Genomic DNA, 26430 nt, shown 5'->3' on the forward strand with positions numbered 1-26430 from the left:
AGGCATAACTTATGTTAGGCAAGGCGACAATGACGAAGTTTAAATTTGTTATACGACGAGCAACGATGTTCGTGCGGTTGCACAGGAACGTGCATAGTCAACTCTTCAAGTATAGCATATCTCCTATTTTCTTACAAGTAATAACACCTAAAATGAAGCTTTTTCTTTTACTTTTTTCCGCCACGAGGCAAAAAGCATACTGAGGTAAAAAATACTCATCATAATAGGAACACCAAGAATAGTCTTTTCATGATAGAAAATCGTCAAATAGGCTGAAAAGACAACGCCAAGGACAAAACTACTAAGCAGGCTAACAAATATAAATCCTTCACGCAAAAAAGGTGTGTGCTTGGTTCGGAAATAATCTCCAAAAGCCAGCATGGTCCGCTTGATATTTCCTGTCATAAAAGCGTTATTATAGGCAATACCCGACACTTCTCCAAAAGCAGTTGTCACCAGTCCCATACAGAAGGCCAAGGGTGGTACTAGATAGATATTATCCACAGTTTGCGGCACAAAACCAATAATGATTGATAAGATTGCCAAAGGAATCAGTGACAGAATCGGTTTTTTCACAATTCTCAATTTTTCCTTATAAACAGTTAATAAAAAGACCCCCATCATAAAAGCTAGCAAGGTGAGAACCTTGTCCCTAACATCTGAAACATTATTTTGGATTAATTCTACTGAAAGAAAGACGACATTCCCAGTTTGTCCAGCTACAAGAGTGTTCCCTCGCACAATAAACGTATAGGCATCTACATAACCTGCACAAAAAGTCAAAAAAAGCGCTAGCCTCTTAGACTGACGTGATATTTTTCTTATCGGTAATAACCTCATTTTCCCTCCCATTTCATTTACTCATCTCATTATTGTACCACTTTCTTTGGAAAAGACCTAGTAGCTTATTTGAAATTTTTTCCCCTCTGTTGGATAGTCCTGTCTATCTATGTTATAATGAAAGAAGGATTTGAAATTGGAAAAGGAGTAACTATGCTTAAATTAGGTGTCATCGGAACAGGGGCTATCAGCCACCACTTCATAGAAGCAGCCCATACCAGTGGAGAATACAAGCTGGTCGCAGTCTATTCTAGAAAACTAGAAACTGCGGCAACCTTTGCTTCTCGCTATCAGGATATCCAACTCTTTGATCAATTAGAAGACTTCTTCAAGAGCTCCTTTGATGTGGTCTATATTGCCAGTCCAAATTCCTTGCATTTTGCTCAGGCAAAAGCTGCCTTGTCTGCAGGTAAACACGTCATTCTTGAAAAACCAGCTGTCACTCAGCCACAAGAATGGCTAGATTTGAGACATACAGCTGAGAAAAATCACTGTTTTATATTCGAAGCAGCTCGCAATTACCATGAAAAAGCTTTTATAACTATCAAAAACTTTTTAGCAGACAAGCAAATTTTAGGGGCAGATTTCAACTATGCTAAGTATTCTTCCAAAATGCCTAACTTGTTGGCTGGGGAGACACCTAATGTCTTCTCAGATCGTTTTGCTGGCGGTGCTCTCATGGATTTGGGGATTTATCCCCTCTACGCTGCCGTTCGTCTCTTTGGAAAAGCTGAGAACGCGACCTATCAGGCTCAACAGCTTGACAATAGCATGGACCTGAATGGAGACGGAATCCTCTTTTACCCTGATTTTCAAGTTCATATCAAGGCTGGGAAAAACATCACTTCCAATCTTCCTTGCGAAATTTATACGACAGATGGTACCTTGACCCTCAACACCATCGAGCATGTTCGCTCGGCTATTTTTACCGACCACCAAAGCAATCAAATCCAGCTTCCTATTCAACAGGCTCCTCATACGATGACTGTAGAAGTCGCTGCATTTGCACAAATGATCCAACAACCAGATCTGAATCTCTACCAAACTTGGCTGGAAGATGCAAGTTCTGTTCATGAGCTACTATATACCATGCGCCAGACTGCTGGCATTAGATTTGAGGCAGAAAAATGAAAACCAAACTACCGACTGAATGGCAAGAACTAAGTGACCAACTCGCTTTCCAAGAATTCACCCCCATTCAAACTCAACTATTTGAGCCCCTTCTTGCAGGTGAAAATCTTCTAGGAGTAAGCCCAACAGGAACAGGCAAGACCCTCGCTTATCTCTTACCAAGTCTTCTCAGACTACAAAAGAAAAAAGCCCAACAACTCTTGATTCTAGCACCAAATACAGAACTTGCTGGACAGATTTTTGAAGTGTGTAAAACGTGGGCAGAAGCTATCGGCTTGACTGCCCAGCTCTTCTTATCAGGTTCAAGTCAGAAACGTCAAATTGAGCGCCTAAAAAAAGGACCAGAAATTCTGATTGGAACACCTGGCCGTATCTTTGAGTTGATTAAATTGAAAAAAATCAAGATGATGAATGTGGAAACCATCATCCTGGATGAATTTGACCAATTACTAGATGATTCTCAGATACACTTTGTTGAGAAAATCACTCACTACGCACCGCGTGACCACCAACTGGTCTACATGAGTGCGACGACCAAGTTTGACCAAGAAAAGATTGCATCTAGCACGCGAACCATTGATCTCTCTGATCAAAAACTGGACAATATCCAGCATTTCTACATGCAGGTAGATCAACGTCACCGAGTGGATATGCTACGAAAACTGGCTCATGTAGAGGATTTCCGAGGTCTTGTCTTCTTTAACAGCCTATCAGACCTTGGAAGTGCAGAAGAAAAACTACAGTATCGGGATATCTTGGCTGTTTCCCTCGCTAGTGATGTCAATGTCAAGTTCAGAAAAGTCATCTTAGAAAAGTTTAAAGACAAGCAACTAACCCTACTTCTCGCAACAGACCTTCTGGCTCGTGGAATTGATATCGATAGCCTCGAATGTGTCGTAAACTTTGATGTTCCTAGAGATAGCGAAACCTACACTCACCGTGCTGGCCGTACTGGTCGTATGGGCAAGGAAGGTTACGTTATCACTCTCGTCACTCATCCAGAAGAAATCAAAAAACTTAAGAAGTTTGCAAGTGTACGTGAAATTGTCTTGAAAAACCAAGAACTCTATATCAGATAAAGCTCCGTTTGCTCTATGCCCATCAAGTGTATAGAGCTTTTTGTGTACAATTCTTCAATTTTAGTTCAATATCAGAAAAAAAGAACCTTGCAAAGCAAGATTCTTTTAGTGTCTGACTTAAATAATTGTTCTTCTGGGAACTAAATCGAATTAAGCTTCGATTTCTGTAACCATACCTGAACCAACAGTACGTCCACCCTCACGGATAGAGAATGTAGTACCTTGTTCTACGGCGATTGGGTGGATCAACTCAACGTCGATTGTCACGTTATCACCAGGCATTACCATTTCAGTACCTGCTGGAAGTTCGATTGAACCTGTAACGTCAGTAGTACGGAAGTAGAATTGTGGACGGTAGTTGTTGAAGAATGGAGTGTGACGTCCACCTTCTTCTTTAGTAAGGATGTAGACTTCACCTTTGAATTTAGTGTGTGGGTTGATTGAACCTGGTTTAGCGATAACTTGTCCACGTTCGATTTCATCACGTTGAACACCACGAAGAAGGACACCTACGTTATCTCCGGCAAGACCTTCGTCAAGTTGTTTACGGAACATTTCAACACCAGTAACAACTGCTTTTTGAGTTTCTTCTTTGATACCAACGATTTCGATTTCGTCGTTGACTTTAACGATACCACGGTCGATACGTCCTGAAGCAACTGTACCACGTCCAGTAATTGAGAATACGTCTTCGACTGGAAGAAGCAATGGTTTGTCAGTGTCACGTTCTGGTTCTGGGATGTACTCATCAACTGTGTTCATCAATTCCATAACGATGTCTTCGTATTTAGTGTCACCTTCAAGAGCTTTAAGAGCTGAACCTTGGATAACTGGAAGATCGTCACCTGGGAAGTCGTATTCTGACAATAGGTCACGGATTTCCATTTCAACCAATTCAAGCAATTCTTCGTCGTCAACCAAGTCAACTTTGTTCATGAAGACGATAAGGTGTTTAACACCAACCTGACGTGAAAGAAGGATGTGCTCACGAGTTTGTGGCATTGGTCCGTCAGTTGAAGCTACTACAAGGATAGCTCCGTCCATTTGAGCGGCACCAGTGATCATGTTTTTAACGTAGTCCGCGTGTCCTGGAGCGTCGATGTGAGCGTAGTGACGTTTTTCAGTTTCGTACTCAACGTGCGCAGTATTGATTGTGATACCGCGTTCGCGTTCTTCTGGAGCAGCATCGATAGACGCATAGTCTTTAGGTTGGTTAACTGATGAAGGCAAGCGACGTGCCAAAACAGTTGTGATAGCTGCAGTTAGGGTAGTTTTACCGTGGTCAACGTGTCCGATAGTACCAATGTTAACGTGTGGTTTACTACGATCGTATTTTTCTTTTGCCATTTGAGTAAAAGCCTCCAATAAAATATATTTTATAGATAGACAGTAGGCAATACAGTCTAACTTTCCTTACTATTTTATCAAATTTCAGCTAAATTGCAAGTGTTTTACAAAGTTTTTGTGAATTATTCTTAATCTACTAATCTAAACGGTATTTCTACTCCCATCACTTCTTTAATGAAAAAGAAAAATCAGGAATTTCCTGATTTTTACTTAGCTAATTCTCTTTCTCGTTCTTTCATTATTTTATGATTTTCATACAAACGTGATAAAAACTTAGAAATTTCTTTTAAGATAGAATAGGTTGGTACTGCGACAATCATGCCAATGACACCATAGATATTACTTGATAACAAAAGTAATACTAAAATCGTAATTGGATGAACCTTCATCACTCCACCAACGATTCGAGGGTAAAGGATGTTCCCATCTACTTGTTGAATAATCAACATATAAACAACTGCAATCAGCATTCTATGAGGATCAGTAAAGACATTGGCGATAATCATCGGAATCAAACCAATACTTGGTCCAACATAAGGAATGAGATTGGCCAATCCTGAAAAGATGGCAAAGACCAAAGCGTATTTCAAACCAATCACGCTATATCCGATAAAGGCCAAACAACCAATAATAATCGCATCAATAGCAACTCCACTAATATATCGAGCAATTGTAGTATTCAAATTTTTTAAAAGACCTGTAATATGCAACTTATCTCGCTTTAAAACAGTACGCTCAAGCATCGGCAAGAATTTGTGGCCATCTAACAAAAAATAAATTAAAAATACAGGTGTCATGATAATAATCAAAACAGTACTAAAGAGCGCAGATAAGACACTTCCAACACTATTCGTTACACTATTTAGGATATTCTGTAGAATATCTACATAAGAGAGATTTAACTGTTGAATAGTCGCTTGAATATCTAAATTTTGAAAGGCTGGATAAGTGGATAAATCGATAATCAAATCTTGCAGACGACTGTAGATTGTCTGACTTGTAGCAATCAAACTTGTCAGCTGATTAATCAAAATCGGTAAGAGATAGACGACCCCAATAACTAGCCCACAAACCAAGGCGCACAAGGTTAGTAGAATACCAATGATACGGTTAATTTTGAAATACTTTTGTAAAAAATTTACAATAGGATTGGTCAAATAATATAAAAAACCACCTAAAAGAAAGGGAATCATTATAGTGTTTGCGACACTTACAAAAGGCGTTATAATCCCACCCATCTGTCTCCATAAATAAAAGATGATGGTTAATAGTAAAATCTCACTGGTCCAAAAAAATAATTTATTCTTACGAAACATGAAGTACCTCCATTCATCTATTTTACCACACTTTCAAAAAAGCTTCTTTCTTATATCATGAAACTGGGAATATTTTTTTCTTTATGATAGAATAAACTTACTATGAAAAAAATAATTTTAACTCTCCTAAGCCTTTCCGTTATTGGGGCAGCATCTACTGTTGATGCTCAAGATTTTAATATTGCTGCTAAACATGCAATTGCTGTTGAGGCAAATACCGGTAAAATTCTCTATGAGAAAGATGCAACCCAGCCAGTTGAAATTGCTTCGATCACAAAATTGATTACTGTTTATCTTGTCTATGAAGCCTTGGAAAACGGTAGTATTACACTATCAACTCCGGTAGATATCTCTGATTATCCATACAAATTAACGACAAATTCTGAAGCGAGTAACGTTCCTATGGAGGCTCGTAATTATACCGTCGAACAACTACTGGAAGCAACCCTAGTATCCAGTGCTAACAGTGCAGCTATTGCGTTAGCTGAAAAAATTGCTGGCTCAGAAAAAGATTTCGTCGATATGATGAGGGCAAAGCTCTTGGAATGGGGCATTCAGGATGCCACTGTTGTCAATACGACGGGTCTTAACAATGAGACTTTAGGGGATAACATTTACCCAGGATCTAAAAAAGATGATGAAAACAAGCTCAGTGCTTATGATGTCGCTATCGTTGCTCGCAATCTCATCAAAAAATACCCACAAGTCTTGGAAATCACGAAAAAACCTTCTTCTACTTTTGCTGGAATGACAATCACTTCGACAAACTACATGTTAGAAGGCATGCCTGCTCATCGAGGTGGTTTTGACGGACTCAAGACAGGAACAACAGACAAAGCTGGTGAATCTTTTGTTGGTACTACTGTTGAAAAAGGGATGAGGGTTATCACAGTTGTTTTGAATGCAGACCATCAGGACAATAATCCTTACGCTCGTTTTACAGCTACATCTTCACTAATGGATTATATTTCTTCTACATTCATGCTTCGCAAAATCGTTCAAAAAGGCGATGCCTACCAAGATAGCAAAGCCCCAGTACAAGATGGAAAAGAAGATACAGTCACTGCCGTTGCCAAAGATGATATCTCTTTAATTGAACGTGTTGGAAGTCAATCTTCCCAATCTGTTCAATTCACACCTGATTCTAAAGCAATCCCAGCACCACTTGAAGCCGGAACAGTGGTTGGACATTTGACTTATGAAGACAAGGACTTGATTGGTCAAGGTTACATTACCACAGAACGTCCTAGTTTCGAAATGGTAGCGGAAAAGAAAGTTGAAAAAGCCTTCTTCTTAAAAGTTTGGTGGAATCAGTTTATCCGCTTCATCAATGAAAAATTATAAAAAATCGCGATTTTAAACCGCGATTTTTTATTTTATAGTGAAATGAAATAAAAACTGAACAAATTTATTGGGACAGAAAACTAATTTCTAAAAATGTTTTAGAAATCACAGTGTACTATTCCAGTTTCAATTCATTATATTTGTTTTTTAAACTTCATAATAGGGAAACGGACGGTCACTATCCAATGGACGATTTAGTACTTCTTTTTCCAAAATAGCGCGCCAACCAGATACCAATTCTTCAAAAATCAATTTGGCTTCAGGAGAAGCTGTTGTAAGCTTCCGTCCAAACCAAGCCATGGTTGCAGTTTCAAACTGAAGCATAGCGTAGTCGATTACCGGTACATTTGCCTCTTCATAATTCTCATTTACTGCTTGTGCAACTTCTGATGCTTGTGGAAGAAGTTGATTGCTGATTTTATCTACAACACTTGCGTCCATCTCTCGCCAAGAAAGTAATTGACCATCCACCTGATAAAAGAGCTCAAAGGTTTCTTGATTTTTCTTAAAATTGGTAAGAACAAAAGCACGTTCCACTGCCTCTGGACCACCAACAGCCTTTACAGCGTTTATAAGGAGATTTTCTTCCATTTGTCTCCAATAATCATCAGCTTCTTCTACCAAATCAATTGTGAAAGGTGGAACAATTTCCTCGGCAGAAATTTCGCCTTTATTCGCTTTCTCGATATTACCAAATAATTTTTTTAAGAATCCCATTTGCTTCTCCTAGTTCCTATTACCCAACTGACCCTTCCATTTCGTAGCTGATCAAGCGGTTAAGCTCAACAGCATACTCCATTGGAAGTTCTTTTGTGAAGGGTTCTACAAATCCCATAACAATCATTTCAGTTGCCTCTGATTCTGACAATCCACGACTCATGAGGTAATAGAGTTGTTCTTCTGAAATTTTTGAAACCTTGGCTTCGTGTTCCAAAGCGACTTGCGAGTTGTGAATTTCATTAAATGGAATAGTATCTGATGCTGACAAGTCATCCATGATAATGGTATCACACTCAATGTGAGAAACAGATTTCTTAGAGTTCTTGTTAAAGGTTACTTGTCCACGGTAGTCAACCTTTCCTCCACCTTTAGCGATGGATTTAGACACGATGGACGAGCTGGTATGTGGAGCATTATGGATCATCTTAGCACCAGTATCTTGGTGTTGCCCAGCATTAGCAAAGGCGATAGAGAGCATGGTACCGCGCGCTCCTTCTCCATCTAAGTATACAGATGGATATTTCATAGTCGTTTTGGCACCCAAGTTTCCATCAATCCACTCAACAGTTGCATCTTTCAAGGCTTTGGCACGTTTGGTTACCAAGTTATATACGTTATCAGACCAGTTTTGGATGGTTGTATAGCGCATGTAAGCTCCATCCAAGGCAAAGATTTCTACAATGGCAGCGTGCAAGCTGTTACTTGAATAAGTCGGTGCTGTACATCCTTCTACGTAATGGACACTTGCTCCCTCATCAACGATAATCAAGGTACGTTCAAACTGACCAGTATTTTCGTTGTTGATACGGAAGTAAGTTTGAAGTGGAATATCTACCTTGACTCCTTTTGGTACGTAGATAAAGGTTCCACCAGACCATACTGCTGAGTTAAGGGCAGCCAACTTGTTATCTGTTGGCGGTACCAACTTAGCAAAGTATTGTTTAAACAAGTCTGGGTATTCCTTGAGGGCAGAATCCGTATCTGTAAAGATAATCCCCAATTTTTGGAACTCTTCCTTCATGTTGTGGTAAACCACTTCTGACTCGTACTGGGCAGAGGCACCTGCTAGATAAGCACGCTCAGCTTCCGGAATCCCAATACGTTCAAAGGTTTCCTTGATTTTTTCAGGAACTTCATCCCATGAACGGGCTGGTTTATCAGATGGTTTTTGGTAGTAGATCAAGTCATCAAAATCAATCTCTGACAAGTCTGCTCCCCAAGTTTGCATGGGCATTTTTTTGAAAGTTTCATAAGACTTCAAACGGAACTCTAACATCCACTCAGGTTCTCCCTTTGCAGCTGATAGCTCACGAATGACATCTTCATTCAATCCTTTTCCTGTCGATAGGACAGGCTCTACATCATCATGGAAACCAAATTTATATTCACCAAGGTCAATTGGTTTTGGTTCTACTCTTTCTTCAGCCATAATATCCTTTCTTTCATTCTTCATTTCTACTGATTCATAAGACAAAAGAAACTTGCCTTACTGATTTTCTTGATTTTCGATTGTTTTCTTAAGAGCATTCCAAGCTAGGGTTGCACACTTGATTCGTTGAGGGAATTTGGCAACACCTGACAAGAAGGCTGCGTCACCAAGTTGGTCTTGGCGCTCATCTTTTTGCCCTTGAACCATCTCAGAAAAAATAGTCGCAAGTTCTAAGATTTCTTGTTTGGTTTTGCCCAAAACTGCGTCTGTCATCATACTAGCAGAGGCAGTTGAGATGGTACAGCCTGAGTTTAGAAAAGCGATATCCTCCAAACGATCATCTGCATCAAACTTGACAGAGAGATTGATGACATCTCCACAGGTCGGATTGTTGAGACTGATTTGTTCAGCATCTTCCAACTTTCCTTGGTGATGTGGATTTTTCGAATGGTCCGCTACCACTGCCATATAAAGACTATCTAGTTTAGAAAGTGCCATTGAAAAACTCCTTTGTCTTTTGTAAGGCATCGACTAGCTTGTCACAATCTGCCTTGGTATTATAGATATAAAAACTTGCACGAGCTGTTGCTGGAACATCCAAATACTGAAGCAAGGGTTGAGCGCAATGGTGACCTGCGCGAACAGCCACTCCTTCATAATCCAAAGCAGTCGCAAGGTCGTGCGGATGAAGGTCACCTAGGTTAAAGGCAATGACACCTGAACGTTGAGCCAAGTCCTGCGAACCATAAATGGTCAATCCTTCAATCGCCTGCAGTTTTGGATAGACGTATTCAATCAGTTCCTGTTCATGGGCTTCAATGGCATCCATACCAATCTTTTCAAGATAATCTACTGCAGCAGCAAGTCCAATCGCACCTGCCATGTTAGGAGTTCCTGCCTCGAATTTCCAAGGTAATTCCTTCCAACTAGCAGATTCTTCATAAACGAAATCAATCATTTCGCCGCCAAATTCTACTGGTGACATTTGTTCCAGATACTTTTCTTTGCCGTAAAGAACACCGATTCCAGTCGGACCAGCCATCTTGTGACCTGAAAAGGCAAAGAAGTCCACATCCAAGTCCTGAACATCAATCTTCATATGAGGCGTAGATTGAGCACCATCCACCACCATAATGGCTCCAACTTGATGAGCTAATTGAGTGATTTCTTTGATTGGATTGACCACACCCAGAACATTTGAGGCGTGAGCAAGGGAAACAAACTTGACTCTATCAGTCAATTTAGCTCGCAAATCATCCATATCCAGAGCTCCATCCTTGAGATAGACATAGACAAGTTCAGCTCCTGTCTTGCGACAAGTTTCTTGCCAAGGAATGATATTGGAATGGTGTTCCATAACAGAAATCAAGACCTGGTCTCCCTCAGTCAAGACTTCCTCCGCAAAGCACGCCACCCAGTTAAGACTGGTTGTCGTTCCTCTGGTAAAGAGAACTTCCTTTGTAGAACCTGCATTGATAAACTTAGCAATGGTTTCACGAGCCGCCTCATAAGAAGCTGTCGCCCGTTCTGCCAAGGTATGAACACCCCGGTGAACATTTGCATTATCCTGTTCATAGTAGCGATTAATCGTTTCCAGAACTGCTTGTGGTTTTTGTGTCGTCGCAGCATTGTCCAAATAGACCAATGGTTCATCGTTGACAATCTGGTCTAAAATTGGAAAATCCTTACGAATCATCTCTACATCTAACATAGGCTTCCCCTTAGCGTTTTGACAATTTTTCTTCGATAGTTGCAATCATCTCATCACGAACTTCTTTGACTGGAATCTCAACGATAACAGAGCCAAGGAAACCACGAACAACCAAACGCTCTGCAGTTGCCTTATCCAAGCCACGGCTCATGAGGTAGTACATGTCTTCTGGATCTACCTGACCGATAGAAGCCGCGTGTCCTGCAGTTACGTCATTTTCATCAATCAAAAGGATTGGGTTGGCATCTGAACGCGCTTGGTCTGAAAGCATAAGAACACGACTTTCTTGTTGGGCATCTGCTCCCTTGGCACCCTTGATGATGTGGCCAATACCATTGAAAGTCAAAGTCGCTTTCTCAAGAATAACACCATGTTGTAGGATATTACCAATTGAGTTGCAGCCGTAGTTGGTTACGCGAGTATCAATCCCTTGCACCTGACGGCCACTTGATAGAGCTACGACTTTAAGGTCAGCATGGCTACCGTTACCAATCAAGTCACTATCAAAATCAGCAACGACGTTGCCTTCGTTCATAACACCAATCGCCCAGTCAATGCTTGCATCGTTGCCTAATTTACCACGACGGCTAATGTAGGCAGTGACGTTTTCACCTAGACGGTCGATCGCAGCAAACTTGACTTGAGCACCTGAACGAGCAATGACTTCTACTGTTATATTAGCAGTTGCTTTGGCACTTCCTTCGCCGCGTGACTCTAAACGTTCAAGATAGCTAATTTTACTGTTCTTACCAGCGATAATCATAATATGCTTGTTAAACGGCACATCACTATCACTATCTTGGTAGAAAATGCCTTCGATTGGCTCTTTAATTTCAACATTATCAGGAATGTAGAGAACAGCACCACTATTGAAATAAGCTGTATGGTAGGCTGCTAATTTATCATCGTCATACTTAACAGATGACATGAAGAATTCCTCAATAAGCTCTGGAATTTCTTCTAAAGCTGAGTGGAAGTCTGTAAAGACGACACCCTGTTCAGCCAACTCAACTGGAGTTTGCTCAAAAACAGTTTGAGTTCCTACTTGCACCAATTTCAAGTGGTTATCTAGTGCAGTGAAATCTGGAACATTTGCTGATGGCTCATTTTCTGTAATCGTTCCATCCCCCAGATTCCAACGGTGGAATTTGACACGCTCAATAACTGGTAATTCTAAACTCTCAATCTTATCAAAAGCTTTTTGACGGAGGTCAGCCAACCAGCTTGGTTCAGCGTGCATTTCTGAAAAAAGTTTAATATTTTCTTTAGTCATTTACTTCTCCTAAAAGATACGAGGGAATTACAATTCTTCCTTGTAGTCGTAGCCAAGTTCTTCAGCTAATTTTGCGTATCCTTCGCGTTCCAAACGCGCTGCCAGTTCTGGACCACCTGAAAGGACAACACGACCTTCCATCATCACGTGTACTACATCAGGTGTGATGTAGTTCAAAAGACGTTGGTAGTGAGTGATAATCATAGCACCAAAGCCTTCACCACGCATAGCATTCACACCTTTAGAAACGACTTTAAGAGCATCAATATCAAGACCAGAGTCAATCTCATCCAAAAGAGCGAAAGTTGGTTCCAACATCAAAAGTTGAAGAATTTCATTACGCTTTTTCTCACCGCCAGAGAAACCTTCGTTGAGGTAACGCTCAGCCATTTCTTCTTTCATGTTGAGCAATTCCATTTTCTCATCCAGTTTAGTAATGAACTCACGAACTGAAATCTTCTCATCGTCTTCTTTACCAGCATTCATGGCTGCACGAAGAAATTCAGCGTTAGTAATTCCAGGAATTTCTGATGGGTATTGCATAGCAAGGAAAAGTCCCATTCGCGCACGCTCATCTACTTCCAACTCAAGAATATTAACACCGTCAAACAAGACTTCACCCTTTGTTACTTCATAGTTCGGGTTTCCCATGATAGCGGCAGAAAGAGTTGATTTACCAGTACCATTTGGTCCCATGATAGCGGCAATTTCTCCTGTTTTAAGGGTCAGGTTAACCCCTTTTAAAATTTCTTTTCCTTCAATCTCAACGTGAAGATCTTTGATCTCTAATACTGACATGATAGTTCCTTTCTTTTTCAAAGCCTTTACAGTTCTTACTGGAAACATACTTGATTTCCCTAGCAAATACGGTAAAAGGTCAATAAATATACTTTTATAGTATAACAAAAAAAAGCCTAAAAGGCTTTGATTTTGTCTAGAAGCTGAGGACTAGTCTTTTCCTTTCAAGTGCTGGTCAATGACATCTACAATCTTGCCCATCAAGTAACTGACTCGGAAATTTCTAAAAAGCAAAATGGCCCAAAAGGCTGCCATAATATAGCGACCAGTCATCCAGGCTTCATTGAAAAAATAGGTCTCAGCAGCTGTAAACAGCGCGATGATAATAAATTGTTGTCTATGCATAAACTTATTGTATCATGAAATCTTTCTTTAGTCTTCCTCTACCTTCATTTTATCAGCCAAAAATTCAAATCCTTCTGGAATCAGGCTTTCTTCTGCTTCTTTTTCAGTTTGGGAAGATTTGGCTTTGGCTGAAAAGGCTGCGCGAACTTCTTTCCATTCCTCCATGGAAATGGCTAAAATCTCAGGTGAAAAACCTGCTGCCTGACTGAGGATATTGCCAAACATGGTGTTGAGATTGTCTCGTTTCATGGTTTGACCAGCATTGAAGTTAGACTCAAAAGCAAGAATAGCATGGTGTTCATTGGCCGCAACCGGTTGAGAACCAACTAGCAAAGCCTTATCAGGCCCACCTAGACTTTCAATCACCTCTCCCCAGGCATTCTGTAAGCGAATCAGATTTTGACGTGCTAAATCAGGATTTTCGACGGCCTCTTGTAGGATAGATTGAACTTTATTACGATCCACACGATAGACTGTTTTGCCTGCTGTTGGACGACTAGGTACTGGACTGATTGGCTTAGCTACAGTTCCCACATTTGCGAGTTCTTGTTTGAGACGGGCAACTTCCTGTCTCAATGCAGAAATTTCATGTTCAACTACCCCAGAAAGAGCTGGTTCAGGCTTAATCTCTACTAAACGGATAGTCATCATCTCAGCATAAATCTTAGGCTGCAAACTAGACTTAATATCTGCTAAACTGACTGTCGCTAAGCGAATCATTTCAAACAGATTTTCTTGAGAAAGTGCCAAATTTTCTACAAAGACTGGACTATGATGAGTGTTTTCTCCACCTGTTTGGACAATTAACAAGTCTCTTAAATAGTGTAAAAGGTCGGTCACAAAACGAGTCATGCTCTTACCATTGTCAAAAAGAAGATTCAAACAAGACAAAGCCTTGGGAACATCCTGTTGAGACAAGGCAGCCACATAATCATCCAAGGCTGATAGACTAATAGTCCCTGTAATTTCTTCAGAGATAGCAGTCGTCAATTCATTTCCCTGTGTCAAACTCAGGGCTTGATCCAAAATAGACAAGGCGTCTCGCATTCCACCTTCCGCCCGTCTGGCAATGATTTCCACAGCCTCTGGTTCAGAACTGATATTTTCTTTTTCTAAGATATAGTGGATATGCTCCTTAATGTCCTGTGTCTTAATTGATTTAAACTCAAAACGTTGCACACGGGATAGAATAGTGGCAGGAATCTTGTGCAATTCAGTAGTGGCCAAAATAAAGACCACATTCTGTGTTGGCTCTTCTAGTGTCTTTAGGAGAGCATTAAAAGCCCCTGTAGACAGCATATGAACCTCATCTATGATATAAACCTTATAGTGAGCAAGGCTAGGAGCGTAAGTAGATTTATCACGAATTTCACGAATTTCATCTACCCCATTATTAGAGGCCGCATCCATTTCGATGACATCTTCTAAACTACCGTCCGTCACTGCCTGACAAATATAGCAGTTATTGCAAGGTTCACCACCCACTTGATTTGGACAGTTCATAGCTTTGGCAAAAATCTTGGCTACACTGGTTTTTCCCGTTCCACGTGGACCAGAAAAAAGATAGGCATGACTTATTTTCTCTTGTTCTACTGCTTGTTTAAGAGTCTTAGCCACAACTTCTTGACCAACCAACTGGGAGAAGTTTTGACTTCTATATTTTCGATAAAGTGCTTGATACATTAGGCTTTCTCCCCAAACATTGTAAAGTCCCATTCTGTTTTTTCAAGCAAAATAGCGACAAATTGTTCCAAATAATCTCGATCCATAGCATTATAATCATCAATCTCTGAAGAATCCAGATCCAGAACTCCAAGTAATTGACCATTCTTTACCATCGGCACAACAATTTCACTTTTAGCTCGACTATCACAAGAAATATAGTTGGGATAAGTCCTTACATCACCAACCAGAACAGTTTCCTGAAAATGAGCTGCCTCCCCACAAACACCTTTTCCCAGTGCAATACGGATGCAGGAAACACCTCCTTGGAAGGGACCTAAAATCAATTCCTCTCCATCGAACAGATAAAAGCCTGCAAATACGGTATTAGGAAAGCGTGATTTTAGAAGAGCACTGGCATTGGAAAGATTAGCCAAAACATTGGTTTCACCATCCAATAAAAAAGAGAACTCCTCATTTAACATTTGATAACGTGATTGTTTTTCTGATTCTAACATAGAACTATTATATCAAAAAAGACTTACAGACAAAAGAAAAATCCCTTGTTTAGGAAACAAAGGATTTTATGAATTTTCAATTTGATTAAAGTTCGATATCACCGAACAAGTCAGCCATTGAGAATCCTGTTTGTGTTTCTGGAAGTTCGAAATCACGTTTTTCTTGACGTTTTGGACGACGTGGACGAGCAGCACGTTTTTCTTCTTTTTGTCCTTCTTCTTGAGCTGGACGCTCTTCAAGAGCTTTGATAGAAAGTGATACGCGCTCTGCATCTGCGTTAACTTCAAGAACTTTAACTTGAACTTCTTGACCAACTTTAAGAGCTTCTTTTGGATTTTCAATACGTTTGTGTGAAATTTGTGATACGTGAACAAGTCCATCGATACCTGGCAATACTTCAACAAATGCACCGAAGTCAGTCAAACGTTTAACTGTTCCTTCTACTACATCACCTTTAGCCAATTTTTGCTCAACGCCATCCCATGGTCCAGGTGTTGTTGCTTTAAGTGAAAGTGATACACGTCCTTCTTCTTCGTTAAGATCAAGGATTTTCACTTCAATTTCTTCACCAACAGTTACAACTGATTTTGGTGATACGTTACGTTCGTGTGACAATTCAGTCAAGTGAACCAATCCGTCAACACCACCAAGGTCGATGAAAGCACCGAAGCTTGTGATACGAGCAACTTTACCAGTTACAACATCACCAACAGCCAATTTACCGAATACTTCAGCGCGAGCTGCTGCTGTAGCTGCTTCAACAACTTCACGACGTGAAAGGATGAAGCGGTTTTCTTTAGCGTCAACTTCTTTGATTTTAGCGTCAAATTCTTGACCTACAAAACGCTCAGTGTTACGTACGAAACGAGTATCCAACATTGAAGCTGGGATAAATCCACGAACACCTTCAAATTCTACTGAAAGTCCACCTTTAACGGCACGAGTTCCTTTAACAGTAACAACTTCTTCTTCGCGACCAACAAGTTTGTCCCATGCTTTGCGAGCTTCAAGGCGTTTTTTAGATACAAGGTATGTAACTGTATCAGTATCTTTACCAACTACTTGACGAAGTACAAGAACATCCAATACTTCTCCTACTTTAACAAAGTCATTGATATCTGCATCGCGATCGTTTGTCAATTCGCGAAGAGTCAAGACACCTTCGACACCAGTTCCAGAGATTGCAACGTTAGCTTGAGTCGCATCAACTGTCAATACTTCAGCACTAACAACATCACCAGTCTCAACTTGGCTAACGCTATTTAGCAAATCTTCAAATTCGTTCATCTAAAAAATCCTCCAACAATCAAGTTTTTCTTAAACTTGACATACTTATAATTTTTTTCCTAAGCACCCGCAAGGACATGTTCATATCGTTCACGTCTTTCAATTATAAAAATAAAATACCCTAAGATATTTTGCTTTTTATCTTGATCATTACCTAAGAACTGGGGTAGCTGGATTCGAACCAACGCATGAGGGAGTCAAAGTCCCTTGCCTTACCGCTTGGCTATACCCCATTGATGAAATGGAGAGAGAGGGATTCGAACCCCCGAACCCGAAGGAGCGGATTTACAGTCCGCCGCGTTTAGCCTCTTCGCTATCTCTCCTACAATCAACATGAACTATTATATCATGAAAATTTCAAAAAAACAAGACTTATTTTGCTAAATTATAATTTTCAATCAAAATTTCCACAGCTTTTTCCAATTTTTTATAAAAACTATCGACATTCCCATTCTTTATAATGGCAAATTGTCCATCTAATTCGGCAATTTCTCCGATAACTTTTTTACCAATGGTCAATGTATAACCTTCAAAACTGTCTTTTCCTACCTTAACTTTGGCATCTGCTACTTGAATTTCGATTTTTTTATCTTTCTTACTCATTTCATACCTCTCTTCACTTTTTCTATTTTACAAGAAAATCCCAAAACTAGCAAGAAAAAACTCTATATCATTCCAAGTCTGATATAGAGTTTTCTGCTTTATTTAATGTGTTTTTCTAGTTCTTTTTGGTACTTACCGTTTGATTCCAATTTTTCTTTTTGCCATTTTTTCAGTGCTTCTTCATATTCTTTTGTTGTAACGATATCTTTTTGCAATTTCATTCCTTTAAAGATATATGGATCACCCTTAATACCAACTTGTGAGTACGGTTTTGAGAATGGCACGACATTACTTACAACTGGAGAACCACCAGATGACGCTGTCGGCATCAATAATGAACTATCTGTCAACCAAGCTTGAGCCTTGGCATATTTTTCATAGCGTTCTTCAAGATTTGTAGTTTCTGAATCTGCATCATCCAATAATTTCTTATATTGGTCCAAACCAAGTTTAGCTACAACATCCTTATCTTTCCCTTTAGTAATACCAAGGTGTTTCATAGCAGAACCTGATTTAGGATCCATGATATTCAAGTAAGATGCTGGGTCTTGATAACTTGGAGCCCATCCTGTACTGTTCAAATCATAGTCTTTTTGAGAAGGAACACGCGCTTGTGAAGTGATTGTTTCCTTTTCATTATCTGTCATTTGAAGAACGTCGATGACAACATTTTCAGCACCAAGAGTTGATTCGATAGACTGTTTGAAAGAGTTACTTTGCTGAACAGCAATAGTATCTGTTTGTTCAACTGGGACATCCAAGTGAATTGGGAAAGTTACCCCTTTAGATTCCAAGTCTTTCTTAGCTTTTTCAAAGGCTGCTTTAGCCTTGTCATGGTTGTAGATAGAATCCTTACCGTCAACTAGCTCAACACCTTTCCATTGGTCACCATAGTTCACCAACTCTGCTTGAGCGATTTGACCAAAGTTCTTACCACCTGCTTGCACAAAGTTATCTGGAACTAGACTGTTACGAATAATCTTGTCCGCACCGTCTTCACCATTTAGCTGTGCAGCATAAGAATGGCGGTTAAAGGCAAAGTTGATAGCCTGACGGAAGTTCTTATTCAGCATAGCTTCTTTAGTTGAAGTTTTTTGCTCTTCACTTGTTTTCGCAGTTTTATTATATGACTGACGATTTACGTTAAAGGTGAAGTAATAACTACTTGAATCCTGTGGGCTATAAGTGATTTTATCTCCGTATTGTTCCAAAGTTGAAGCAAAGTTTGAGCTACTTGGGAAGAGACGAGCTGTCGTATAGGCACCAGATGAGAAACTACGGATCAAGGATTCCTGATCAGAACCATCGTAGTAAGTCAATTTAATCTTCTCTATTTTTACCTTTTCTTTATCCCAATAATTTGGATTTTTCTCGTATTCAATCAACGATTTAGAAGTTAGGGTCTTCAAGATATAAGGACCGTTGTAGAGAATCCCTGCTGGAGTAACTGCTCCATAATCTTTACCTGATGCCTTCAAAAACTCTTCATTTACAGGCAACATCGTTGCTGTTGTGACTTTAGAGTTCCAGAAACTTTCAGGTTTGTTTAGGGTATATTCAACTGTGTAATCATCCAAAGCTTTGACACCAACTGTAGAGAAATCATTCGTCTCACCAGTCATGTAGGCATCCAATCCCTTGATTGAATTTTGGATAAGAGAGACACCGTCTGACTTACCGTCGGCCACGTGTTTTAGTCCTGTTACAAAGTCATGGGCTGTTACTTCGGCGTATTCTTCACCTTCTGAAGTGTACCATTTAACCCCTTTACGTAGTTTATAGGTATAAGTCAAACCATCTTTTGAGACAGACCAATCTTCAGCCAGGGAAGGAATAACATTTCCGTATTGGTCGTTTTCCATCAAACCATCAACCACGTTCCCGATGACATCTGTTGTAGAAGTACGAGTCGCTATACTATAGTCCAAAGATGCAGGATCTACTGCATAGACATATGAGAATGTTGTCGGTGCATCTGCTTCTTTATCAGCTTTTCCACAAGCTACTAAAAGAGCTGTTGTGCTCAGGACCACTCCTGCTGTTAAGAGCCACTTTTTCGATTTCATAAAAAATCTCCTTTAGTTTATTTTAATCTACTTTTACAATCCAACCTTCTGGCGCTTCAATATCACCAAACTGAATACCTGTCAATTCATCATAGAGTTTACGAGTCACAGGGCCAACTTCTGTTTCACTATAGAATACATGGAAATCATCACCGTGCTGAATTCCACCAATTGGTGAAATAACTGCTGCTGTACCACAGGCACCTGCCTCTACAAAACGGTCAAGGTTATCAATTGGGACATCTCCCTCAATAGGAGTTAAGCCCAAGCGGTGTTCTGCCAAATAAAGCAAAGAATACTTAGTAATAGATGGCAAGATAGAAGGACTCAATGGTGTTACAAATTCATTATCAGCCGTAATTCCAAAGAAGTTAGCTGAACCGACTTCTTCAATCTTTGTATGTGTTGAAGGATCTAGATAGATAACATCTGAGAAATGACGTGACTTGGCCAATTTCCCTGGCAAGAGACTTGCAGCATAGTTTCCACCAACCTTAGCCGCACCTGTACCATTTGGTGCTGCACGGTCGTATTCATCCTGAATCAAGAAGTTGGTTGGAACCAATCCACCTTTAAAGTAATTTCCAACTGGCATAGCAAAGATGGTGAAAATGTATTCTTCTGCTGGTTTTACCCCAATAATATCTCCGACACCAATCAAAAGAGGACGAAGATATAGGGTTCCACCTGTTCCGTATGGTGGTACGTATTCTTCATTCGCACAGACAACTGCTTTACAAGCTTCAACAAACATTTCTGTTGGAACTTGTGGCATCAAGAGACGGTCACAGGTACGTTGCAAGCGTTTGGCATTTTCATCAGGACGGAACAGTTGAACACTGCCATCCTTAGTACGATAAGCTTTCAAACCTTCAAATGCTTGTTGTCCATAGTGAAGACTTGGAGAAGACTCTGAAATATGCAAAGTCGCATCCTCTGTAAGCCCTCCTTGATCCCATTGTCCATTTTTAAAATGAGCAATATAGCGATAAGGTAATTTCATATAGGAAAAACCAAGGTTTTCCCAATCAATCGTTACTGTCATATTCCACTCCTTATTCTAAAAACCTATTTCTTATATTCTACACTATTTTTCTAAAATAGCAAGCATATTTTGTAATTTTCAGAAAATTTCTTCAATAAAAAGAACCAGCTCTTAGAACTGATTCCTTTTACAAGTGAAAAATTAGTTATTTTCAACTTTTTCATCGTATTTTGGTCTTAGTGTTGTACCTGAATTAATAATTGTACGTTTTTGAACAAGAGGAAGGTCTGTGCGATTATAAACTGTACGCCATGGTTCCCAAACAAGACCTGTTTTTTCTTGAATCTTCACGCGTATATTACGTACATTTCCTTTAAATTGAAGTTCAGTTTGGAAGCCAGCTGTTCTGTTTTTACCATTATCTTCCCATTGACGTGAGCGAATGCTTTCAACTCCATCCTTATCATAAGTTACTTCATCCCAGTAAACATAGTAACGAGCAATGTAAGCTCCCTTATGCTGTAAATTGAGGTAACCATTTTTGTATGAAGTCACTTTAGTTTCAATGTAGTCTGTATTACTTTGAATTGTGGCTACTTGATTATCTTTCAAGAATGCAGTCTTATAAGAAATTGGAACAGCAGGATTTTGTGTACTGAAAGTAGCTCCTTCTTGAATCAATTTCTTCAAATCTTCTACTGTACCTGTCACAACACGTGCAGCGCCATCAGCATTTCCACCTACGATTGAAACTGTTACAGTTGTGTTCTTCAAGACACGTGCCCATTCAGATTCTGGTTTAATAGGCACTCCTTTGATGACAGCATTGATTGCCGCTTTCAACTCTGTACTCTTGCTTGTTGTTTCAAATTTGACATACATTTGACGTCCGTATGAAACGCTTGAAACGTATACAGGAGGTGTTTTTTCATCAATTCCACGTGCTTTCAATTGATCAACCGTTACTCCTGAAGCAAATACATCTGATGGATTTTTTGGAGCATCAAAGTTAGCAGTATAGTAAATTTGTTTAAAATCAACAACTTCGATTTGTTTTTCACCCTTGTTCACAGCCTCAAAATCAATTTTCAAATTAACACCGACTTTTTCAAAATCACTTCCGAATTTTGCTTTCAATTGATTCATGCTGTAAGCAGAAGTTGATTCGTACTGCATACGTGCTGGAGCAGGATTTTTCGCAGCATATTTTTCATGCCAACGGTTTAACAAGGTATTCACACCTTCCTGCATACCACTTGCAGTTGGGTTAGCATCTACATAGCTATCTCCGCCTACCATTCCTGGTAAATCAACACTAATTCTACCTTTGCTACGATCTAAACTAATTTGTTGTGGTTTATTTTCTAGAAGGTCTTGATTTGCTTTAAACAAAGCACCTAGGAAAATATCTCCGTTACCATTAATGGCAACATCTGCAGAACCATTAGAAAGGTTTTTCTTCACTTTTTCGACAACCACAAATTCATTTCCTTGTTGTTTTGTGCTTGTATTAGTGTAATTTTCTAATGCTTCGCCTTTTCTAGTTAAAATATTTAGTTTATCGTAATTTAAACCAAATAAATAGTTATTTAGCTCTGCAGTATAATCTTTTTTATCTTTACTTTCTGTTTTAACTTGGTTTTCTGTTTTCTTATCTGTTACTACTTTTTCTTCTTTTACAGCACGATATACTTCAACTTCTGCCAAACTAAGAGGAGTTTTAGATTTATTTAATTCAATTTTTACATACCGTGCATTAACTCCTGAGAATTGAACATCAACTGTTGGTTGATTGTTTAAGCTATCGACATGTTGACGAGTTACTTCCTTACCATCTTTATCTAATAAAATAACATCAAAATTAGATAAACGATTAGCTACAACTCCATCTCCACGATTGTAAATACGAACAGTTCCCACACCTTCTTCTTTTACTAGATCAACTTTCCACCAAGAATGATCTTGAAAATCTGTATGAGTAACTGAACGATTGTTCCAGGCATTATCACGATTACCGTCAACTGCTCTAGAAGCCTCCCCTTCATAAGCAGTCGAACTCTGACTTGCAGACTTATGAGCAGCAATATTTTCACCAGCAACTGCAGCAACGCTTGGTTCTGTTGCTTTTACTACATTTGTTTGAAATACAAGGCCAGAACCTAGCAAAAATGTTGCAATGGCAACACCACATACTCCAACGCTACGTTTACGAATAGAAAAACGAAATCCTTTATCTTGTTTGTTTCGAGACATACAAAACTCCTATATATATTTAAACGAATTATTTCTTGAACGCGCTTTCTTGAAACAATAAGAGTATAACATAAAAAATATTATAGATGCAAGCGTTTTCTTAAAAAATATTATTTTTTATTAGCTCAATTTGTATAGTTGTTCATATGTTAATAATTTCACATCTAAATACAAAGCGGTCTATACCACTAAAAACAAGAAAACGAACAGGCTTCAGTCTCTATCAGTTGGGAATCAGCACTGTTCGTTTTTGTATATATAATCAAATTCAATTCTTAAATCTATAACTTAACAAATTTCTCAATGAAAAGCTTTTCATTGTTTTTATCATTTTTTAGATTCAAATTCTGTATAAGTTTCCTGAAGATAGGCGTCAAAAACTTCTTCATCTGAAATCGTGTCAGAAATGAAGCTTCCGTTGCTAGTCCTTTCTGACAGGTTCAAGTCTTGCAATCGGCTTTCATAGATTGTTCCTTTGTTTGATTGAACAAGCAGAGTTTGGTTGTTCTCTTCTACTTCTGTACTGAAGAGATTACCGATGAAACCTTGTTCTGCAACTGCACCAGCCAAGAAGACACGGTGCGGTTTGTTTTTCAACTCACGTAAGACTTGTAATCCTCGTTTGGCACGGCTGGTTGCTGGAATTTCGTCAATAGAAACACGTTTCAAACTTCCACGCTGAGTCAAGAGGTAGAAGGACGAGGTATTACAGATAAAGGCCGATTGGAGGACATCATCTTCTTTCAGGTTCATAGCCTTGACACCTGCTGCCTTGGCACCGACAACCGGAACCTCTTCAATATTGAAACGCAGTGCATAACCATTTTGGCTAATCAAGAGAACATCATCCAGTTTAATTGGAGCCACTGCCACAATCTGGTCTGTCTCGTCTTTAAGCTTAGCATACTTAACAGACTTAGACTTGTAGGTCCGCCATGGGGTGAATTCTTTGCGTTCTACACGTTTGATTTGACCAAGACGAGTCGCAGTAAAGTAGGTTGTCGCATCATCAAACTGATCCACGACTTCCACATAAAGGATTTCTTCGTTAGTTTCAAAGTTTGTAATAGTCTGGCTCAGATGCTCTCCGATGTCCTTCCAGCGAATGTCTGCCAATTCATGGATTGGTCGATAAATGACATTTCCAAGAGTCGTGAACATCAAAAGATGCTGGGTTGTCTTGGCAGATTGAACAAAGATTAAACGGTCATCATCACGTTTGCCAATTTCTTCCAGCGTTGAAGCGGCAAAGGAACGTGGGCTGGTACGCTTGATGTAACCTGCCTTGGTCACGCTGACGTAGGTATCTTCCTCGGCAATCAAACTAGCTGTATCAATCTCGATTGCTTTCGCAGTGTCTTCTAAAGTGCTCAAACGCGGAGTCGCAAATTTCTTTTTAACCTCACGAAGCTCTTTCTTCATGAGATTGTACATAGTTCGTTCATCACCAATAATAGCCGCCAGCATAGCAATCTTCTCACGAAGTTCTGCTTCTTCTTCCTGCAAGACAACCACATCTGTATTGGTCAAACGGTAAAGTTGCAAGGTTACGATAGCCTCAGCCTGCTCCTCTGTAAAATCATAGCTGACCTTGAGGTTTTCCTTGGCGTCAGCCTTATTCTCGGATGAACGGATAAGGGCAATGACTTCGTCTAAAATCGAAATCACACGAATCAAACCTTCGACAATATGGAGACGTTTCTCAGCCTTTTCTTTGTCAAAGCGTGAACGCGCCAAAATGACTTCACGGCGGTGGGCGATATAGCTGGACAAGATTGGGACAATCCCAACCTGACGAGGTGTGAAATTATCAATCGCCACCATATTAAAGTTATAGTTGATTTGCAGGTCTGTGTACTTAAAGAGATAGTTAAGAACCAGCTCCGTATTGGCGTCTTTCTTGAGTTCGATAGCGATACGAAGACCGTCACGGTCAGATTCGTCCCGAACCTCAGCAATCCCAGCTACCTTGTTATTGACACGAACATCATCGATTTTCTTGACTAGATTGGCCTTGTTGATTTCATAAGGAATCTCAGTAATAACAATTTGTTCCTTACCACCTTTTAGCTTTTCAATCTCCGTCTTGGAACGAACAACTACGCGCCCTTTCCCAGTTTCATAGGCCTTCTTGATTTCATCACGACCCTGGATAATCCCTCCAGTCGGGAAGTCTGGTCCAGGCAAGAATTCCATGAGTTTATCAACCTTTGCAGTTGGGTGGTCAATCATGTAAACCGCTGCATCGATGACCTCAGCCAAATTATGGGGAGGAATGTCTGTGGCATAACCAGCCGAAATCCCAGTCGAACCATTGACCAAGAGGTTTGGAAAGGCTGCTGGCAAGACTGTCGGCTCTTTCTCGGTATCGTCAAAGTTCCAAGCAAAAGGAACGGTCTTTTTCTCGATATCCTGAAGAAGATAACCCGCAATCTCAGACAAACGCGCCTCAGTATAACGCATAGCCGCAGGCGGATCTCCGTCCATAGAACCGTTATTACCGTGCATTTCGACTAGAATCTCACGGTTCTTCCAGTCCTGAGACATACGGACCATGGCATCATAGATAGAACTGTCACCGTGTGGGTGGAAATTCCCCATGATATTACCGACAGACTTAGCCGACTTACGATAGCTCTTGTCAAAGGTATTGCCATCCTTATTCATCGAATAAAGAATACGACGTTGAACCGGCTTCAACCCATCACGAATATCTGGCAAAGCTCGGTCTTGAATAATGTACTTGGAGTAGCGACCAAAGCGCTCTCCCATGATGTCCTCCAGGGACATGTTTTGAATGTTAGACATAAGATACAAAGGGACAATTCGGCTTGCCGAAAATTTCTGTAGAAAAATAGGAAATCGATGTAAGGTTCTATGAACCCAAGTCGATTTCTCTTTTTTCTTAAGTCTTAGTCCCGTGTTCAGTTACGATAAGTAACTAAACTATCCTTTCTGTAGTTTAAAGTATTTAAAATTTGTTGCTTCAGTTAGTAATAAGGAGTTTTCGCATAGCATTTAGGGCGTGTTCAACTCCTTTCGAAGAATGGAGAGTAAATATTATGGAAAAAGAAAAAATATAGAGTAAGTGAGTTTCATCCAATTCCTGTATCGTCATTTCCACTTGAAATGTCTACTCCACAAATCCTCGTTTATATTTGATATGGCTGGCAATATTACTATCTACATCTTTCTTATCCCAAAGTTGGAGTTCCCATGGGTAATAAAAATTACTTTTATTTTTAAAATAGATATGAATGCCGACATAGCCATCTTTATCACGTAAATACCAGTTTTTTAGTCCGTAAATCTCTTGCCAATCATCTAATTTATCCATGACTTGAGCTATCTCTTTGGAACTTAAAATCATACGAGCACCAAAAATATCATTAAGAATTGAATTCACAGGATAGCCCTCTTGACGCTCTGAAAAACGTGTAATTTTATCTAAAATAGACTCAGAAGTTTTGACACGATATACATAGGCAATATCTTGGACATCCGCTTTCATCAGATAATCATTAATTGACTCATGTAAATTCAGACGGTAGGCCAAAATCGCTTTAGTCGGAACTTTTGAAAATGTATGCTTGAGATTGATTTTTTCCACCTTACCCGTTTCAAAATAATCTTTAGAATATTCTCTATGAATACGATTAACCTCTGTAATGAGGCGTTCCACTTTTTCAATCATGAGTCTTCTCCTCTCGCTTTTTCATTTT

At 39.7% G+C, this 26430-nt stretch carries 22 protein-coding genes and 2 tRNA genes; 3 read left to right on the forward strand and 21 right to left on the reverse strand.

The annotated features are described in order from the left end of the window. Positions 1 to 147 precede the first annotated feature (147 nt). The gene (locus OCF96_RS01175; protein ID WP_261445244.1) at positions 148 to 840 is read right to left on the reverse strand and encodes a YoaK family protein; all 693 of its coding nucleotides are present in this window, start codon (positions 838 to 840) and stop codon (positions 148 to 150) included. A gap of 153 nt (positions 841 to 993) precedes the next feature. Here OCF96_RS01175 and OCF96_RS01180 point away from each other — a divergent pair, with 153 nt between their 5' ends. Together OCF96_RS01180 and OCF96_RS01185 are read left to right on the forward strand one after the other, a co-directional pair. Then, positions 994 to 1971 (forward strand): Gfo/Idh/MocA family protein, encoded by a 978-nt coding sequence (locus OCF96_RS01180; protein WP_261445247.1) that lies wholly within the window; start codon positions 994 to 996, stop codon positions 1969 to 1971. Beyond that, complete coding sequence (locus OCF96_RS01185) at positions 1968 to 3050, forward strand: DEAD/DEAH box helicase (protein WP_261445250.1); 1083 nt, start codon at positions 1968 to 1970, stop codon at positions 3048 to 3050. Before OCF96_RS01180 ends, OCF96_RS01185 begins: the two co-directional genes overlap by 4 nt. Before the next feature lie 150 nt (positions 3051 to 3200). Here OCF96_RS01185 and tuf read toward each other — a convergent pair whose 3' ends face one another. Together tuf and OCF96_RS01195 are read right to left on the reverse strand one after the other, a co-directional pair. Next, positions 3201 to 4397: an elongation factor Tu gene (gene tuf, locus OCF96_RS01190; RefSeq protein WP_001040726.1), complete on the reverse strand. Its 1197-nt coding sequence runs from the start codon at positions 4395 to 4397 to the stop codon at positions 3201 to 3203. Positions 4398 to 4603: 206 nt separating this feature from the next. Further along, positions 4604 to 5713: an AI-2E family transporter gene (locus tag OCF96_RS01195; RefSeq protein WP_023947789.1), complete on the reverse strand. Its 1110-nt coding sequence runs from the start codon at positions 5711 to 5713 to the stop codon at positions 4604 to 4606. 102 nt (positions 5714 to 5815) lie between these two features. Between OCF96_RS01195 and pbp3 the strand changes: the two genes are divergently transcribed. Continuing rightward, positions 5816 to 7057 carry a D-alanyl-D-alanine carboxypeptidase PBP3 gene (pbp3, locus tag OCF96_RS01200; protein ID WP_261445257.1) on the forward strand — a complete coding sequence of 414 codons (1242 nt, stop codon included), beginning with the start codon at positions 5816 to 5818 and terminating at the stop codon, positions 7055 to 7057. A gap of 147 nt (positions 7058 to 7204) precedes the next feature. Here pbp3 and OCF96_RS01205 read toward each other — a convergent pair whose 3' ends face one another. The 18 genes from OCF96_RS01205 to OCF96_RS01290 form a co-directional block, all read right to left on the reverse strand. After that, the gene (locus OCF96_RS01205) at positions 7205 to 7774 is read right to left on the reverse strand and encodes a hypothetical protein (protein ID WP_049543484.1); all 570 of its coding nucleotides are present in this window, start codon (positions 7772 to 7774) and stop codon (positions 7205 to 7207) included. Positions 7775 to 7793: 19 nt separating this feature from the next. After that, positions 7794 to 9206, reverse strand: a complete 1413-nt coding sequence (gene sufB / locus OCF96_RS01210) for a Fe-S cluster assembly protein SufB (RefSeq protein ID WP_000797053.1) — start codon at positions 9204 to 9206, stop codon at positions 7794 to 7796. 57 nt (positions 9207 to 9263) lie between these two features. Beyond that, positions 9264 to 9704 (reverse strand): Fe-S cluster assembly sulfur transfer protein SufU, encoded by a 441-nt coding sequence (sufU, locus tag OCF96_RS01215; RefSeq protein ID WP_261050123.1) that lies wholly within the window; start codon positions 9702 to 9704, stop codon positions 9264 to 9266. Continuing rightward, complete coding sequence (locus tag OCF96_RS01220) at positions 9691 to 10917, reverse strand: cysteine desulfurase (protein ID WP_261445268.1); 1227 nt, start codon at positions 10915 to 10917, stop codon at positions 9691 to 9693. The genes sufU and OCF96_RS01220 overlap by 14 nt, the downstream gene beginning before the upstream one ends. A 10-nt stretch (positions 10918 to 10927) precedes the next feature. Next, positions 10928 to 12190 carry a Fe-S cluster assembly protein SufD gene (gene sufD / locus OCF96_RS01225; RefSeq protein ID WP_201058140.1) on the reverse strand — a complete coding sequence of 421 codons (1263 nt, stop codon included), beginning with the start codon at positions 12188 to 12190 and terminating at the stop codon, positions 10928 to 10930. Between the two features lie 27 nt (positions 12191 to 12217). Further along, positions 12218 to 12988: a Fe-S cluster assembly ATPase SufC gene (sufC, locus tag OCF96_RS01230; protein ID WP_000114489.1), complete on the reverse strand. Its 771-nt coding sequence runs from the start codon at positions 12986 to 12988 to the stop codon at positions 12218 to 12220. 150 nt (positions 12989 to 13138) lie between these two features. After that, complete coding sequence (locus OCF96_RS01235) at positions 13139 to 13333, reverse strand: DUF3272 domain-containing protein (RefSeq protein ID WP_061589973.1); 195 nt, start codon at positions 13331 to 13333, stop codon at positions 13139 to 13141. A gap of 27 nt (positions 13334 to 13360) precedes the next feature. Further along, positions 13361 to 15016, reverse strand: a complete 1656-nt coding sequence (gene dnaX / locus OCF96_RS01240; RefSeq protein ID WP_261445278.1) for a DNA polymerase III subunit gamma/tau — start codon at positions 15014 to 15016, stop codon at positions 13361 to 13363. Next, the gene (locus OCF96_RS01245; RefSeq protein ID WP_261048302.1) at positions 15016 to 15513 is read right to left on the reverse strand and encodes a GAF domain-containing protein; all 498 of its coding nucleotides are present in this window, start codon (positions 15511 to 15513) and stop codon (positions 15016 to 15018) included. Before OCF96_RS01245 ends, dnaX begins: the two co-directional genes overlap by 1 nt. 85 nt (positions 15514 to 15598) lie before the next feature. Further along, positions 15599 to 16801 (reverse strand): 30S ribosomal protein S1, encoded by a 1203-nt coding sequence (gene rpsA, locus OCF96_RS01250; RefSeq protein WP_001001631.1) that lies wholly within the window; start codon positions 16799 to 16801, stop codon positions 15599 to 15601. 161 nt (positions 16802 to 16962) lie between these two features. Continuing rightward, positions 16963 to 17034: transfer RNA gene (locus OCF96_RS01255), tRNA-Gln, on the reverse strand. Positions 17035 to 17043: 9 nt separating this feature from the next. After that, positions 17044 to 17124, reverse strand: a tRNA-Tyr gene (locus OCF96_RS01260). A 49-nt stretch (positions 17125 to 17173) separates the two neighbouring features. Next, positions 17174 to 17404 carry a DUF2969 domain-containing protein gene (locus OCF96_RS01265; protein WP_000037110.1) on the reverse strand — a complete coding sequence of 77 codons (231 nt, stop codon included), beginning with the start codon at positions 17402 to 17404 and terminating at the stop codon, positions 17174 to 17176. A gap of 98 nt (positions 17405 to 17502) precedes the next feature. Next, positions 17503 to 19470, reverse strand: a complete 1968-nt coding sequence (locus OCF96_RS01270) for a peptide ABC transporter substrate-binding protein (protein WP_261048300.1) — start codon at positions 19468 to 19470, stop codon at positions 17503 to 17505. Positions 19471 to 19492: 22 nt separating this feature from the next. Next, positions 19493 to 20515 (reverse strand): branched-chain amino acid aminotransferase, encoded by a 1023-nt coding sequence (locus OCF96_RS01275; RefSeq protein ID WP_261048299.1) that lies wholly within the window; start codon positions 20513 to 20515, stop codon positions 19493 to 19495. 141 nt (positions 20516 to 20656) lie between these two features. Then, complete coding sequence (locus tag OCF96_RS01280; protein ID WP_261121471.1) at positions 20657 to 22708, reverse strand: thiol-activated cytolysin family protein; 2052 nt, start codon at positions 22706 to 22708, stop codon at positions 20657 to 20659. Between the two features lie 327 nt (positions 22709 to 23035). Continuing rightward, complete coding sequence (parC, locus tag OCF96_RS01285; protein WP_261445283.1) at positions 23036 to 25516, reverse strand: DNA topoisomerase IV subunit A; 2481 nt, start codon at positions 25514 to 25516, stop codon at positions 23036 to 23038. 325 nt (positions 25517 to 25841) lie between these two features. Beyond that, positions 25842 to 26402, reverse strand: coding sequence for a nucleotidyltransferase family protein (locus OCF96_RS01290; RefSeq protein ID WP_254753699.1), 561 nt, complete (start codon positions 26400 to 26402; stop codon positions 25842 to 25844). Positions 26403 to 26430: the final 28 nt, after the last annotated feature.

It is taken from the genome of Streptococcus mitis (assembly GCF_946190065.1).
Classification (GTDB): domain Bacteria; phylum Bacillota; class Bacilli; order Lactobacillales; family Streptococcaceae; genus Streptococcus; species Streptococcus mitis_DE.